This is a genomic window from Citrobacter sp. wls706 (genome assembly GCF_005281305.1).
In the GTDB taxonomy this organism is placed as follows: Bacteria; Pseudomonadota; Gammaproteobacteria; order Enterobacterales; family Enterobacteriaceae; genus Citrobacter; species Citrobacter werkmanii.
This window is the reverse complement of sequence record NZ_SZXG01000004.1, coordinates 137,017-151,879: the sequence shown is the minus strand read 5'-3', so window position 1 is coordinate 151,879 and position 14,863 is coordinate 137,017. Positions and strand designations below refer to the sequence as shown.

Genomic DNA, 14,863 nt, shown 5'->3' with positions numbered 1-14,863 from the left:
AAAACAGCTTTTACTTTCTAAGCAGTAGGGTTGTCGTTATTTTTTATTGTCCGGGGAAAATTAACCTTTAGGTAAAATAGGGATAAAGACGTTTTATGAAAAGTAGTTAACCCCGGCGTGGCGATCAATTATCAAATCTCACATCAGGATTGCGTTTATTCGTTTTTTGTTGAGCAATGATACTATTTGCTATGGTGGTCACAATTTCGACAGTAATGAAATAAAAAAAAGTAAACAGTGAAAGAAAATAACTTTCATCTGCCTGATGGCGATGTGGGTGGACAGGGGATTAAACATGCCTAGTGCACGAACGGTGCGATAGCAGGCCGCTGTGGAGAAAGTGTGGACTTGAACGACAGACATAAAAAAACCCGCTTGCGCGGGTTTTTTCACAAAGCGACAACAAGCAGGCGATTAAGCCAGTTTGTTGATCTGTGCAGTCAGGTTTGCTTTATGACGTGCAGCTTTGTTTTTGTGGATCAGACCTTTAGCAGCCTGACGGTCCACGAGTGGTTGCATTTCGTTAAATGCTTTCAGTGCAGTAGCTTTGTCGCCAGCTTCGATAGCTGCGTATACTTTCTTGATGAAAGTACGCATCATAGAGCGACGGCTAGCGTTGTGCTTGCGGGCCTTTTCAGACTGAACGGCGCGCTTCTTAGCTGATTTGATATTAGCCAAGGTCCAACTCCCAAATGTGTTCTATATGGACAATTCAAAGGCCGAGGAATATGCCCTTTTAGCCTTCTTTTGTCAATGGATTTGTGCAAATAAGCGCCGTTTAAATTGCAGCACTCGTTGCGTAGTGATGGCGCAGGATTCTACCAGCTTGCGTGGCGTGAATACAGCTTTTCCACGAGAAAAATTGCATTGGATTGCCCGTAAAGGTCTGCAATTTGTTTCATAACAATGAAAACCATCCTCTTTCTGTTTCGGAGAAACAATCGCCGGTTAACCTTGACCGCGGTACAGGGTATACTTTCACGATTTTCACTGTTTTGAGCCAGACATGAAGCTGATACGAGGCATACATAATCTCAGTCAGGCCCCGCATGGGTGTGTGCTGACTATTGGTAATTTCGACGGCGTGCACCGTGGTCATCGTGCGTTGCTGCAGGGCTTACGGGAAGAAGGGCGCAAACGCAATTTGCCGGTGATGGTGATGATTTTCGAGCCACAGCCATTAGAGCTGTTTGCAACGGACAAGTCGCCTGCGCGCCTTACTCGCCTGCGAGAAAAACTGCGTTATCTGGCGGAGTGTGGCGTAGATTACGTACTGTGCGTGCGTTTTGACAGGCGCTTCGCGGCATTAACGGCGCAGAATTTTATCAGCGATCTGCTGGTTAAGCGCCTTGGTGTACAATTCCTTGCCGTGGGCGATGATTTCCGCTTTGGCGCTAGCCGTGCGGGCGATTTCTTGTTATTACAGGAAGCGGGCGCTGAGTATGGCTTTGATATCACCAGTACCCAGACCTTCTGTGAAGGCGGTGTGCGTATTAGTAGCACCGCGGTACGTCAGGCGCTGGCTGAAGATAACCTGCAGTTGGCCGAAAGCCTGCTTGGGCACCCTTTTACCATCTCAGGACGGGTGGTACATGGTGACGAGTTAGGACGCACCATTGGTTTTCCGACGGCAAACTTACCGCTTCGTCGCCAGGTTTCTCCGGTGAAAGGGGTTTATGCGGTTGAAGTGATGGGGCTGGGTGACAAACCTTTTCCCGGCGTTGCCAATATCGGCACCCGCCCGACGGTAGCCGGCGTACGTCAGCAGTTGGAAGTGCATCTACTGGACGTTGTAATGGACCTCTACGGTCGCCATATAGATGTAGTGCTGCGTAAAAAAATTCGCAGCGAGCAGCGATTTGCCTCGCTGGATGAACTAAAAGCGCAGATTGCGCGTGATGAGTTGACTGCCCGCGATTTTTTTGGGCTAACAAAACCGGCTTAATGCCTATACGAGTTTTAAATACGGAACCGAGAATCTGATGAGTGACTATAAATCAACCCTGAATTTGCCGGAAACAGGGTTCCCGATGCGCGGCGATCTCGCCAAGCGCGAACCGGGAATGCTGGCGCGTTGGACTGATGATGACCTGTACGGCATCATTCGTGCGGCCAAAAAAGGCAAAAAAACCTTCATTCTGCATGATGGCCCTCCTTATGCGAATGGCAGTATTCATATTGGTCACTCGGTTAACAAGATTCTGAAAGACATTATCGTGAAGTCCAAAGGACTCACGGGCTATGACTCGCCTTACGTTCCGGGCTGGGACTGCCACGGTCTGCCGATCGAGCTGAAAGTAGAGCAGGAATATGGCAAACCGGGCGAGAAGTTCACCGCCGCTGAGTTCCGCGCTAAATGCCGTGAATACGCTGCTACACAGGTTGACGGTCAGCGTAAAGACTTTATCCGTCTTGGCGTGCTGGGCGACTGGTCGCATCCGTACCTGACAATGGACTTCAAAACTGAAGCCAACATCATTCGCGCGCTGGGTAAAATCATCGGCAACGGTCACCTGCACAAAGGTGCGAAGCCGGTGCACTGGTGCGTTGACTGCCGTTCCGCGCTGGCGGAAGCGGAAGTTGAGTATTATGACAAAACCTCCCCGTCCATCGACGTGGCGTTCCACGCAGCCGATCAGGACGCGGTGAAAGCGAAATTTGCCGTTTCTGACGTTAACGGCCCGATCTCGCTGGTTATCTGGACCACCACCCCGTGGACGTTGCCGGCGAACCGCGCGATCTCCCTGGCGCCTGATTTTGACTATGCGCTGGTGCAGATCGATGGCCAGGCCGTGATTCTGGCGAAAGATCTGGTTGAAAGCGTCATGCAGCGTATTGGCGCGGCTGACTACACCATTCTGGGTACCGTTAAAGGCGCAGAGCTGGAACTGTTGCGCTTTACCCACCCGTTTATGGGTTTTGACGTGCCAGCGATTCTGGGCGATCACGTCACGCTGGATGCGGGTACCGGGGCGGTACATACCGCGCCTGGCCACGGCCCGGACGACTATGTCATCGGTCAAAAATATGGTCTGGAAGTGGCGAACCCGGTTGGTCCGGATGGCGCTTATCTGGCGGGCACCTACCCGACCCTGGACGGCGTAAACGTCTTTAAAGCCAACGATATTGTTGTCGCTCTGCTGAGCGAAAAAGGCGCGTTGCTGCATGTCGAGAAGATGCAGCATAGCTATCCGTGCTGCTGGCGCCATAAAACGCCGATCATCTTCCGTGCGACCCCGCAGTGGTTCGTCAGCATGGATCAGAAAGGCTTGCGCGCGCAGTCTCTGAAAGAGATCAAAGGCGTGCAGTGGATCCCTGACTGGGGCCAGGCACGTATTGAATCCATGGTTGCCAATCGTCCTGACTGGTGTATCTCCCGTCAACGTACGTGGGGTGTGCCGATGTCTCTGTTCGTTCACAAAGACACCGAAGAGCTGCATCCGCGCGCTATCGAACTGATGGAAGAAGTGGCTAAACGCGTTGAAATTGACGGTATCCAGGCGTGGTGGGATCTCGATCCGAAAGATATCCTCGGCGATGAAGCAGACCAGTATGTCAAAGTCCCGGATACGCTGGACGTATGGTTTGACTCTGGTTCCACCCACTCATCCGTTGTGGACGTGCGTCCTGAATTTGCTGGCCACGCAGCGGATATGTATCTGGAAGGCTCTGACCAACACCGCGGCTGGTTCATGTCTTCTCTGATGATCTCCACCGCCATGAAAGGTAAAGCACCTTATCGCCAGGTACTGACTCACGGTTTCACCGTGGATGGTCAGGGCCGTAAGATGTCCAAGTCTATCGGTAACACCGTTTCTCCGCAGGACGTGATGAACAAACTCGGCGCGGATATTCTGCGTCTGTGGGTCGCGTCTACCGATTACACCGGTGAAATGGCGGTTTCTGACGAAATCCTGAAACGTGCAGCCGACAGCTATCGTCGTATCCGTAACACCGCGCGCTTCCTGCTGGCGAACCTGAACGGGTTCGATCCAGTAAAAGACATGGTGAAACCGGAAGAGATGGTGGTGCTGGACAGGTGGGCGGTAGGTTGTGCGCAAGCGGCCCAGGAAGAGATCCTGAAAGCTTACGAAGCCTATGACTTCCACGAAGTGGTACAGCGCCTGATGCGTTTCTGCTCCGTCGAAATGGGTTCGTTCTATCTCGACATCATCAAAGACCGCCAGTACACCGCGAAAGCGGAAAGCCGGGCGCGTCGTAGCTGCCAGACTGCGCTGTTCCACATTGCAGAAGCGCTGGTTCGCTGGATGGCGCCGATCATGTCCTTCACCGCTGATGAAATCTGGGGCTACCTGCCGGGCGATCGTGAAAAATACGTCTTTACCGGTGAATGGTACGAAGGCCTGTTTGGCTTAGGCGAAACCGAGGCGATGAACGATACCTTCTGGGACGAGCTGCTGAAAGTACGCGGCGAAGTGAACAAGGTTATCGAGCAAGCGCGTGCGGATAAGAAAGTCGGCGGTTCTCTGGAAGCGGCAGTCACCCTGTACGCTGAACCCGAACTGGCGGCGAAACTGACCGCACTCGGCGAAGAGTTGCGCTTTGTGCTGCTGACCTCCGGCGCGAGCGTTGCGGACTATGCCGCGGCGCCAGCTGATGCTCAGCAGAGCGAATTGCTCAAAGGTCTGAAAATCGTACTGAGCAAAGCCGAAGGTGAGAAGTGCCCGCGTTGCTGGCATTACACTACCGACGTCGGCCAGGTGGCGGAACATGCAGATATCTGCGGACGCTGTGTCAGCAACATCGCCGGTGATGGCGAACAACGTAAGTTTGCCTGATGAGTAAGCCTCTTTGTTCAACAGGACTACGCTGGCTATGGCTGGTGGTAGTCGTGCTGATTATCGATTTAGGCAGCAAGTACCTGATCCTCCAGAACTTTGCTCTGGGGGATACGGTATCGCTGTTCCCGTCGCTTAATCTGCACTACGCGCGAAACTATGGCGCGGCGTTTAGCTTCTTAGCCGACAGCGGCGGCTGGCAACGTTGGTTTTTTGCCGGTATCGCTATTGGTATCTGCGTCATCCTGATGGTGATGATGTATCGCTCGAAGGCGACGCAGAAGCTGAACAACATCGCGTATGCGTTAATCATTGGCGGTGCGCTGGGCAATCTGTTCGATCGCCTGTGGCATGGCTTCGTGGTTGATATGATTGACTTTTACGTCGGTGACTGGCATTTCGCGACATTCAACCTGGCTGATACGGCAATCTGTATCGGCGCGGCATTGATTGTTCTCGAAGGCTTCTTACCGTCGAAAGAGAAAAAAGCCGCATAAAAAAATGCCGGATGGCGCTATGCTAATCCGGCTTACAATCTATCGCGAACCTTGTTTGCCCGGTAAGCGTAGCGCCACCGGGCAAACAGGCGGCAGCAATTTTAAAGAGCAACCTGCATGTCTAAATCAGTACAGAGTAACAGTGCGGTGCTGGTGCACTTCACCCTTAAGCTCGACGATGGCTCCACCGCAGAGTCAACCCGCAATAACGGCAAGCCTGCGCTGTTTCGCCTGGGCGATGGTTCTCTGTCTGAAGGACTGGAACAACACCTGCTGGGCCTAAAAGAGGGTGATAAAACCACTTTTGCTCTGGAGCCGGATGCCGCCTTTGGCGTGTCAAGCCCGGACTTAATTCAGTATTTCTCGCGTCGGGATTTTATGGACGCGGGCGAGCCAGAAATTGGCGCTATCATGCTCTTTACCGCAATGGACGGCAGTGAGATGCCAGGTGTGATTCGTGAAATCAACGGTGACTCGATCACGGTTGATTTCAACCATCCGCTGGCAGGGCATACCGTTCATTTTGATATTGAAGTGCTGGAAGTCGAACCGGCACTGGAGGCGTAAAATGCAGATCCTGTTGGCTAACCCGCGCGGTTTTTGCGCTGGCGTAGACCGCGCTATCAGCATTGTAGAAAACGCGTTGGCTATTTATGGCGCGCCAATTTATGTCCGTCATGAGGTGGTGCATAACCGCTATGTGGTGGATAGCCTGCGCGAGCGCGGCGCTATTTTCATTGAACAAATCAGTGAAGTGCCGGACGGCGCGATCCTAATTTTCTCCGCTCATGGCGTCTCTCAGGCTGTGCGTAACGAAGCCAAAGGCCGTGACCTCACGGTTTTCGATGCCACTTGTCCGTTAGTCACCAAAGTGCATATGGAAGTGGCGCGCGCCAGCCGTCGCGGTGAAGAGTCAATTCTGATTGGACACGCCGGGCACCCGGAAGTCGAAGGCACGATGGGGCAGTACAGCAACCCGCAAGGGGGAATGTATCTGGTTGAATCACCGGAAGATGTACTGAAACTGAATGTGAAAAATGAAGGAAAATTATCCTTCATGACGCAGACCACGCTCTCCGTTGACGACACCTCTGACGTTATTGACGCGCTGCGTCAACGCTTCCCGAAAATTGTCGGGCCACGCAAAGACGATATCTGTTATGCCACCACCAACCGTCAGGAAGCGGTTCGCGCGCTGGCGGAACAGGCTGATGTGGTGCTGGTGGTCGGCTCGAAAAACTCCTCTAACTCCAACCGTCTGGCTGAACTAGCCCAGCGCATGGGGAAAGCGGCGTATCTGATCGACGATGCGACCGATATCCAGGAAGCGTGGGTAAAAGAGGCGAAGTGTGTGGGCGTGACGGCCGGAGCCTCGGCACCGGATATCCTCGTGCAAAACGTGATCGCTCGCCTGCAGGAGCTTGGCGGTGGGGAAGCTATCCCCCTGGAAGGCCGTGAAGAAAATATTGTTTTCGAAGTGCCTAAAGAGCTGCGTGTGGATGTTCGTGAAGTAGAGTAAGTCTTTCACGATACGATTATGAGAAGATGCCAGACTTAACGTCTGGCATTTTTTATGGAGAAACCATGCGCTTACCGATCATTCTTGATACCGATCCCGGCATTGATGATGCCGCCGCTATTGCCGCCGCGCTGTTTGCCCCTGAGCTGGATCTGCAACTGATGACCACGGTAGCAGGCAACGTTTCGGTGGAAAAAACTACCCGTAATGCGTTGCAGTTGCTGCATTTCTGGAATGCGGATATTCCGCTGGCGCAAGGGGCATCAATGCCACTGGTACGGCCGCTGCGAGATGCCGCTTCCGTGCACGGCGAGTCCGGTATGGAAGGGTATGAATTTGTTGAACATGACCGCCAGGCGATGGCAAAACCCGCCTTCCAGGCTATTCGTGACGCGCTGATGCATGCCCCGCAGCCCGTGACGTTGGTGGCGATTGGCCCGCTGACCAACATCGCGCTACTGCTGACTCATTACCCTGAATGCGTATTCAATATTCACCGTTTGGTGATTATGGGCGGTTCTGCCGGGCGCGGGAACTTCACGCCAAACGCCGAGTTTAATATTGCTATCGATCCTGAGGCCGCCGCGAAAGTTTTCCACAGCGGGCTGGAGATTGTGATGTGTGGGCTGGATGTCACTAATCAGGCCATGCTCGCCCCGGACTATCTGGCGACCTTGCCGCAGCTTAACCAGACGGGAAAAATGCTGCACGCGCTATTTAGCCATTACCGCAGCGGTAGTATGAATACAGGACTGCGGATGCACGACCTGTGCGCGATTGCCTGGCTGGTGCGCCCGGAACTGTTTACCCTGCAGCCGTGCTTCGTGGCGGTGGAAACTCAGGGGGAATATACCTCGGGTACTACGGTGGTGGATATTGAAGGGCGTTTGGGGCATCCGGCAAATGCCCAGGTTGCACTGGATCTTGACGTTGAGGGGTTCCAGCAGTGGGTGGCAGAGGTGCTGGCGCTGGCACCTTGAGGCTGTGATCCGGCCCGCAATATGCAGACAGAATTAGCAGGTTAATCGATTAATCTGCTAATCTTATCCCGTTGTTCTCCTCGGGCCGGAGACACATATGAACCTTTCTTTTATCCAGCCACCGCAGGTGGCGTGGGCAAGCGGCGCATTAGCCGATGGCCCGTTATTGCGTAAATCCACTCGCATTCAGGATCTTACTGACGTTTTTGCCGATGAAAATGCCCGCCAGCAACTGTCAGGCGAGCAGGTCGTATATGACGTTGAGATGTTGCATACGTCCCCCGCAGAAGGCGAACTTTACACCGGTGTTACCCATCTTTATCCTGGCCGGATCGGCCGCGAGTATTTTATGACCCGTGGGCATTTCCATGCGCGTCGCGAACAGGGTGAGGTCTATTTTGGTCTGCGTGGCACGGGGTTGCTGCTGTTGCAAACTGAACAGGGTGAGGCGAGGCTGGAAAAGGTATTCGCCGGATCCGTCCACATCATCCCCGGTTTTACCGCACACCGGTTGATCAACACAGGGGAAGAGATTCTGTCGGCGCTCGCCGTATGGCCAGGGATTGCAGGCCATGATTATGCGGCGCTGACCAGGGGCTTCAGAATAAGAGTCTTTGAGGAAAATAAGACGATTCAGGCGAAGGAGGTACAGAATGGCTGACTTAGCGCATTCTTATGGCCTGGATATGAGGGTTCATCACCATCCGCTTGGCTTTAGCTATGGGGATGAAGTCACTGGGCCGATGCCGGAGATTCGCCGACTCGATCACATTCGCGCCTCACTGCGCGATCCGCATTGTGAGGGGCCGGAAGAGGTGTATGCCATTGCGATGGATGTGGCACGAATGCAGGATCGCGAAGAGCTGAAAAAGCGGATGCTGTTGTTTGGCGTGGTGACTTATGCAGCGGGACGGCTGGGGGAAGAGCCGGTGCGTAGCCAGGGGCATATTCATCGTATCAGCCAGCACAGCGGCTGGTCCCCGCCGGAGCTTTACGAAATCTGGCAGGGAAAAGCGATAATCTATATGCAGGAGTATGTCGAGGACGACCCTGGGCGTTGTTTTGCTGTGATTGCCGGACCCGGTGAAAAAGTGCTGGTTCCGCCCGGTTGGGGGCATGCGACCATATCCGCAGATCCGAATATACCGTTAACTTTTGGTGCGTGGTGCGATCGTGAATATGGTTTTGAGTACGAGGCTGTGCGCGCGCATAAAGGGTTGGCGTGGTACCCGTTATTGCAGGGCGACCGTGTTATCTGGCAGCATAATTCGCGGTACATACCCGGGAGATTACACGCCGTTACGCCCCGACAATATACGGAATTCTCGATTACTTCCGCGCCTGTTTACCAGCAATTCATCGAGGACCCGGCGCGCTTTCAATTTATATCACGCCCGGACAGGCACCCCGAGCTGTGGCAAAACTTCCATCCATAAAATAACCGGGGCATAGCCCCGGTTCTGATTTTGCCTGGCCTTCAAACAGAAAAACGCGGTACAGTAGAGTAGGCCGGATAAGCGTATGCGCCATCCGGCAAATGACAGGCACTACCCTGCAAACAGGCCTGTCGCAACGCCGAGCGCAGCCAGTATCAACAATAAAATCATCGCTTTTACTGGCGACACGCCACGCTTGGCCATCAGATACCACGTGCCCAATACAACAATCAGCGGCAATAGCTGCGGGAAAATTCCGTCCAGCATCTGTTGCACATGAATATTTACCCCATCCTTGGTGATAAATTCCAGCCCGGTGCCCAGTTTAACGTAGCTCGCCGCTACGCCCCCCATAACAAACACCCCCAGCAGCGATAACGCTTCACGCAGGCGGGCAGATTTGCTGCTCACCAGCATTTCCACCGAGCCGGATCCCATTTTGTAGCCTTTGAGGAACAAAAACCATGAGCCGGGAATAATGATTGCCAGCCAGGCGACGGTATAAAACAGCGGTCCCAGAATGTTACCACCAGCCGCCAGGGCCATACCGATACTGAGCAGGATTGGGATCAGCATGCCCGGGATCATCGAATCGCCAATCCCGGCTATAGGGCCCATCAGTCCAACCTTCAGGGTATTGATCGTTTCCCCATCGATCGGCTCACCGTTCGCTTTTTTCTCTTCCAGCCCCAGTACCATGCCATTAACGATCGCGCCTATCTGCGGCTCCGTATTATAAAACGAGGCGTGACGGCGCAGCATTTCAGTACGTTGGGCGGCGTCGGGATAGAGCTTTTTCGCCACCGGGAGCATACTCAGGCAAAAGCCAAAAGATTCCAGACGTTCAAAGCTCATGGATGACAAGTTGTGCATCATCCATGCGCGCCAGCAGCGGCGAAGATCTTTACGCGTAAGTGTACGTTCTTCCATCAGAATTCATCCTCATCATCAACGACCGACTTTGCATGCGTAGTCTGTGGCGGTTCTGGTTTGTAGTTGTAATGGATCAACGCCAACAGCGAACCGACGATCACTAGCGCGACCATGTTGAGTTTTAAAAAGACGATGCAGACAAAACCGACGAGGAAGTAGATCAGCATGGTGTAATTTTTGATAATCTGCTTAAGCAAAATCGCGATCCCGACGGCGGGTAAAATGCCTCCCAGTACGTTCATCGTCGACAGAACAATTTTCGGTAAACTGTCCATAAAACCGCTGATGTATTGCGCCCCGAAGTAGACCGCAATAAAGGTCGGTACAAAACGCAGGACAAAGTTTGTCACCTGTGGCCAGATGGCGCTGTTCAGGTAAATACCGCGTTCGTCGCCCCGCTCCAGCGCCACATCTGCCCGGTGATTCCAGAAGGAGTTCAGTACCATCATTGCGTTAAACAAAATGGTGCCGGCGATACCGATGGTGGCTGCCAGCGCGACCGCGACCTCGGGGCCCTTTCCGGAAAGGATCCCTAAAGCAATAGCCGGGTAAGCAACAAAGTTGAGGTCGGCGGGCATCGAACCGCCAGGTGTAACCATCGCGATATACACTGCCTGAACCGCGACGCCAATCATGATCCCCGTTTTAATATCGCCAAGGATAATCCCGACCAACATTCCGGAAATCAGCGGACGGGTGATCAGATACCAGCCGCCAGTCAGTCCCAGCAGCCAGGGGCTGCTGAGCGCGCCGAGGTAGCAAAGTATGCCAATCAACGTAGCTTCGATAATCATCGTGCGCTCCTTATTTCAGCTTCTGACGTGCGTCCTGCCAGCTGTAGCAACTGGCGTCAGGGACCAGGCGAAACTCAACCAGGTGCCCATGCTGCGTCAGCCAGTCAAAGGCGGCGATTTCCTCGCCATTCACCGACTGGTTTGGGCCGATGGTGGTGGTATCGGCACGGGCGCTCATTGGGCCTACATTAATTTTGCCGTTGGCATTTTTTAGGCTAATACCTGCTTCTTCAATGCGCTTCAGCGTGACGGGTGATTTACCAATGACGAAATAACGCTTCTCGCTGGCAATGACTTTCGGCAGTTTTTCAATCGCGGTGGCCGTATCAAACAACCAGACTTTGGTGTCCTGCACGGCGCCTTTCATCACCGAAGAGAGCAGAGGGTCGGCCGCGACGGCGTCGTCTATCGCGACAATCCCGTCACAGGGCAGCTCTTTGGCCCAACGTGTCACGAGCTGCCCATGGATTACGCGGTCATCGATACGTACAAAAGAAATACTCATAGTGGTTTCCTTTAAAAATCGTCGGACTGAACGGATAAAACCGGGGCGGCTTTAATCAACGTGGGTACCGTCAACGCCAACAGCTTGACGGCTGCGGCGTGAACATCCGTTAATTGACAGATCTCCTCGCTTTGTAACAGCATCGGGAAATTGACCCCCGCGACGACGGCAACGGGGGGAACCGTTTGTGCAGAAAACGCATGATGGCAGGCGACATTCCACGGCGTACCGCTTTGCATGTCACAAAGTACCAGTACGCCGTCAGCATCTTTCCCGGCGCTCGCGAGAACCTGAGCAAACGTCTGTTTAAACCCTTCAATACCCGCCTGTTCACTCAGCGTGACGGGGTAAACATGCGGTAATTCTCCGTAAACCATACGACCGCTGGCGAGAAGCGCTTCCGCCAGGGGACCATGGGTGGCAACAATAACGTTAATCATGCGTTTATCCTCTGACCCAGGCTTTAATCGTAGCGAGCTGCTGGCTGATACCCTTGCCAAACGGCGAAATACGGTATTCTCCAACGGCGGCCGGGATAATAAAGGTCTCTGCATAGTTGACGACAAACGGGGCAAATGCGCCGCTCGGGCTTTCAACAACGGCCTGCGCACCTTCGACCAGGTTCAGGACGTTTACGCCGCCATGGGTATGGTGCGTGACCGGTGCCGTAAACCAATGGCGTCGCGTTTCAATAAACTCGCGTTCGTGCATTCCGGTTCTTTCTTCCCGCCAACCTTCTCCTTCAGCGAGAGGCTCGATACGGTTGACCAGGTTGTCGTGTACCCATTGCGTGTCGCGCTGCCAGTCAATCACCTGCTGACCGTGATCCAGATGGACCGGGCGCGGTAAGCCGTCTAACCCTAAACGCCCCCAATCCCACAGTTTAAAGGTGAAGATATATGGCGTTGCGCTGATCTCCAGCACCATGGTTCCTGCACCCGAGCAGTGAACGGTTCCGGCGGGGATCAGGAAGTGATCGTGTTTATGCGCAGGGATCTGATTAACGAATCGCGCATCATCAAAGGCTTTTTCACCACGACCCGCGGCTCGGAGATCGTCGAGCATGTCCTGCGGCGCGATCCCGGTTTTGGTGCCGAGATACACCACGGCGTTCGGCTCGGCTTCGAGAATGTAATAGCTCTCATCCTGGGTATAGTGCATACCAAACTGCTGCTGAATGTACTCAGTGAGCGGATGAACCTGAAAGCTCAAATTCTGGCCGCCAATGGTGTCGAGGAAATCAAAACGAATCGGGAATTCTGCACCAAAACGTGCGTGAACTTTCTCGCCCAACAGGGGGCGGGGACAGGTTAGCACCAGATCCTGAGAGGGGATCTCGATCCGCACGTTGCCAAAACGCAGTAACAGGCTGTTTTCCTCGGGCACGCAATCAAAACACCACGCGTAATTGGGGGCTGAGGGATCGAGATCGAAGTGTTGTTTCATCCATTGCCCACCCCAAACGCCTGGGTCGAAGAACGGGGCAACGCGAAACGGTTGTTGAGTTGTTTGTTGCAGACCGGCGCGCAACGCGTCGCCGCTGACCATCGCGGGACTATTTTCTATCGTGGTATCAAGCAAATAATCGACGCGTTTGAGTAACGGCGTTTTGTGTCGGTCGAATACCCGCCACTCAATGAAGAAGGCTCGTTTGTACCGACGAAGAATATCTTCATCCTGGTTTTCCGCCCCCCAGTTCCCCAGCCCGTTATGGCGCATGCGTTGCTGAATTTCCCAGCGCGGAAGATCGGCATAAACCAGTACGTCACCCGGGTGCGCCAGCGTCGCGCCGGGTCCGTATACCACGACCAGACCTTCGGCAACGGCATCAATCTGTTGGCGGAGCTGACTGAGCTTGTCGCTATCAAAAAACTCATCCAGGTGATGGCAGGAAAGGACGCCGAATACGCGATCGTCGGTAAGGTTACGCGCCAGTAACTCATGCAGGGCCTGCTCATCTCGGCGGGCGGATTCAATATTCAGCACCAGCGCGGTATCTAACGTCGTGACAAGCTGTTGTTCCAGTTCTTCAAGCCGCACGCCCGGATAGCAATCCACGATCAATACGGTTTTGGCTGCAGCAGAAACCCTGGTGTTAAGCACAGAATGGATCTCCGCCCAACCCTGCCAGGCGTGATCGTCATATCCCTGAACGTTAACCTCAGGGAATTTATTATAGGTTGTCGTCATTTTCTTTCTCCGTGTTGGCTTATTTAAGATTAATCGATTAACCTTATTTTCATAGTGTGGTTAACGCGATTAACCCGCCATATTCAGAATCAAGAGCGGTGAAAAGCGCATTAGCGTGATGTGAATCACACGTAAAAAAGCGATATTTCGGTTATTCGATTAACCTTCGATAAAAAATCAGGAGCAGGTATGACCACAGTCACTTTGGCGCAGGTAGCTGAGCGCGCGGGAGTCTCCACGGCGACCGTGTCGATGGTATTGCGTAACCGGGGGCGAATTTCTCAGGCTACACGCGACCGGGTGCTTAAAGCGCTGGATGATGCTGGCTATGTGTATAATCAAACCGCCGCTAACCTGCGTAACCGGAGCAGTAATCAGGTTGGATTGTTGCTCCACGATATCACTAACCCTTTTTACGGCGAGATGACTGCAGGGCTAAGCCATGAGATGGAACGACATGATCTGTTGTTGTTTCTGGCAAATAGCGAAGAGTCAGGGGAACGGCAGCAAAAATTTGTCGATTCTTTGATGCGCAATAATGCCTGCGGCATGGTGCTCTGCGCGGCGCGCGAGACGCCGACATCCTTCTTCGAGGCGCTGAAAAGGCGCAATATCCCCGCCATTATGGTCGTCCGTCCCCTTAGCGATCCTGATTTTGATTTTGTCGGAACCGATAACTTTCTCGGTACGCAAATGGCCACCACCCATTTAGTTAAAATGGGGCACAAGAATATTGCGTTTATTGGGGGGACGCCTGGTTCCGGCAGTCGGACACAGCGTATCGGTGGCTTCACCAGCACATTGCTGGAGCACGGAATATCGCCGAATCCAGAATGGATCGTGGCTACGCAGGCCAGCCAAATTGACGGCGCAAAAGTAGCGGAGTCTCTTCTTCTGCGTTACCCGCAAATTACCGCCGCCGTATGTTATCAGGATATTGTGGCGCTTGGGGTTATGCAGGCGCTACGTAAAATGGGGCGGGAACCTGGGCGGGATTTTGCGCTGGTGGGGTTTGATGACATCACCGAAGCGGCGCTGGTACAACCTGCGCTTACCACCGTGTCGGTGGCGGCAAAAGAGATAGGTCGTAAGGCCGGAGAGCTGCTTTATAGCCGTATTCAGGGAAATGACGAACCGCCGAAACGTATTATCCTGCCGCCGGCGCTGGTAGTCAGAGAATCATGTGGTTTTTGCTGATCGTCATGCCTTT

The 14,863-nt window shown here is 53.5% G+C and carries 15 protein-coding genes and 1 pseudogene; 10 read left to right on the top strand and 6 right to left on the bottom strand.

Annotated features, from left to right (window positions below):
* Nucleotides 1–414: 414 nt before the first annotated feature.
* Entirely contained in the window at nucleotides 415–678 is a 264-nt protein-coding gene (gene rpsT / locus FDW92_RS00830; protein WP_038637070.1) for a 30S ribosomal protein S20, read from the bottom strand.
* Between the two features lie 105 nt (nucleotides 679–783).
* On the opposite strand from rpsT, the pseudogene FDW92_RS23145 reads away from it, so the two are divergent.
* From FDW92_RS23145 to FDW92_RS00785, 9 genes and pseudogenes are all read left to right on the top strand, one after another.
* Nucleotides 784–999 (top strand): annotated as a pseudogene (locus tag FDW92_RS23145) (DUF2575 domain-containing protein).
* 7 nt (nucleotides 1,000–1,006) lie between these two features.
* A complete protein-coding gene (gene ribF, locus FDW92_RS00820) occupies nucleotides 1,007–1,945 on the top strand; it encodes a bifunctional riboflavin kinase/FAD synthetase (RefSeq protein ID WP_042312451.1) in 939 nt (312 codons plus the stop codon).
* A gap of 37 nt (nucleotides 1,946–1,982) precedes the next feature.
* Nucleotides 1,983–4,799: an isoleucine--tRNA ligase gene (ileS, locus tag FDW92_RS00815; protein ID WP_042312449.1), complete on the top strand. Its 2,817-nt coding sequence runs from the start codon at nucleotides 1,983–1,985 to the stop codon at nucleotides 4,797–4,799.
* Nucleotides 4,799–5,296 carry a signal peptidase II gene (gene lspA / locus FDW92_RS00810; protein ID WP_003018932.1) on the top strand — a complete coding sequence of 166 codons (498 nt, stop codon included), beginning with the start codon at nucleotides 4,799–4,801 and terminating at the stop codon, nucleotides 5,294–5,296. The genes ileS and lspA overlap by 1 nt, the downstream gene beginning before the upstream one ends.
* 117 nt (nucleotides 5,297–5,413) lie before the next feature.
* Nucleotides 5,414–5,863, top strand: a complete 450-nt coding sequence (gene fkpB, locus FDW92_RS00805) for an FKBP-type peptidyl-prolyl cis-trans isomerase (RefSeq protein ID WP_042312446.1) — start codon at nucleotides 5,414–5,416, stop codon at nucleotides 5,861–5,863.
* A 1-nt stretch (nucleotide 5,864) separates the two neighbouring features.
* Nucleotides 5,865–6,815, top strand: a complete 951-nt coding sequence (gene ispH, locus FDW92_RS00800; protein ID WP_032948486.1) for a 4-hydroxy-3-methylbut-2-enyl diphosphate reductase — start codon at nucleotides 5,865–5,867, stop codon at nucleotides 6,813–6,815.
* A 65-nt stretch (nucleotides 6,816–6,880) separates the two neighbouring features.
* A complete protein-coding gene (rihC, locus tag FDW92_RS00795; protein WP_042312442.1) occupies nucleotides 6,881–7,795 on the top strand; it encodes a ribonucleoside hydrolase RihC in 915 nt (304 codons plus the stop codon).
* A gap of 97 nt (nucleotides 7,796–7,892) precedes the next feature.
* Nucleotides 7,893–8,456 carry a glucose-6-phosphate isomerase family protein gene (locus tag FDW92_RS00790; protein WP_042312440.1) on the top strand — a complete coding sequence of 188 codons (564 nt, stop codon included), beginning with the start codon at nucleotides 7,893–7,895 and terminating at the stop codon, nucleotides 8,454–8,456.
* Complete coding sequence (locus FDW92_RS00785; protein ID WP_137400526.1) at nucleotides 8,449–9,231, top strand: glucose-6-phosphate isomerase family protein; 783 nt, start codon at nucleotides 8,449–8,451, stop codon at nucleotides 9,229–9,231. The genes FDW92_RS00790 and FDW92_RS00785 overlap by 8 nt, the downstream gene beginning before the upstream one ends.
* 111 nt (nucleotides 9,232–9,342) lie before the next feature.
* On the opposite strand, the gene FDW92_RS00780 is transcribed toward FDW92_RS00785, so the two are convergent.
* From FDW92_RS00780 to FDW92_RS00760, 5 genes are read right to left on the bottom strand one after another with little or no spacing between them, the layout of a single operon-like run.
* A complete protein-coding gene (locus FDW92_RS00780) occupies nucleotides 9,343–10,161 on the bottom strand; it encodes a PTS system mannose/fructose/sorbose family transporter subunit IID (protein WP_016151643.1) in 819 nt (272 codons plus the stop codon).
* Complete coding sequence (locus tag FDW92_RS00775; RefSeq protein WP_042312436.1) at nucleotides 10,161–10,958, bottom strand: PTS sugar transporter subunit IIC; 798 nt, start codon at nucleotides 10,956–10,958, stop codon at nucleotides 10,161–10,163. Before FDW92_RS00775 ends, FDW92_RS00780 begins: the two co-directional genes overlap by 1 nt.
* A gap of 10 nt (nucleotides 10,959–10,968) precedes the next feature.
* Entirely contained in the window at nucleotides 10,969–11,463 is a 495-nt protein-coding gene (locus FDW92_RS00770) for a PTS sugar transporter subunit IIB (RefSeq protein WP_042312435.1), read from the bottom strand.
* 11 nt (nucleotides 11,464–11,474) lie between these two features.
* The gene (locus FDW92_RS00765; protein ID WP_042312433.1) at nucleotides 11,475–11,903 is read right to left on the bottom strand and encodes a PTS fructose transporter subunit IIA; all 429 of its coding nucleotides are present in this window, start codon (nucleotides 11,901–11,903) and stop codon (nucleotides 11,475–11,477) included.
* 4 nt (nucleotides 11,904–11,907) lie between these two features.
* Nucleotides 11,908–13,653, bottom strand: coding sequence for a class I mannose-6-phosphate isomerase (locus FDW92_RS00760; RefSeq protein WP_042312431.1), 1,746 nt, complete (start codon nucleotides 13,651–13,653; stop codon nucleotides 11,908–11,910).
* A 189-nt stretch (nucleotides 13,654–13,842) separates the two neighbouring features.
* On the opposite strand from FDW92_RS00760, the gene FDW92_RS00755 reads away from it, so the two are divergent.
* Nucleotides 13,843–14,850: a LacI family DNA-binding transcriptional regulator gene (locus tag FDW92_RS00755; RefSeq protein ID WP_042312428.1), complete on the top strand. Its 1,008-nt coding sequence runs from the start codon at nucleotides 13,843–13,845 to the stop codon at nucleotides 14,848–14,850.
* Nucleotides 14,851–14,863: the final 13 nt, after the last annotated feature.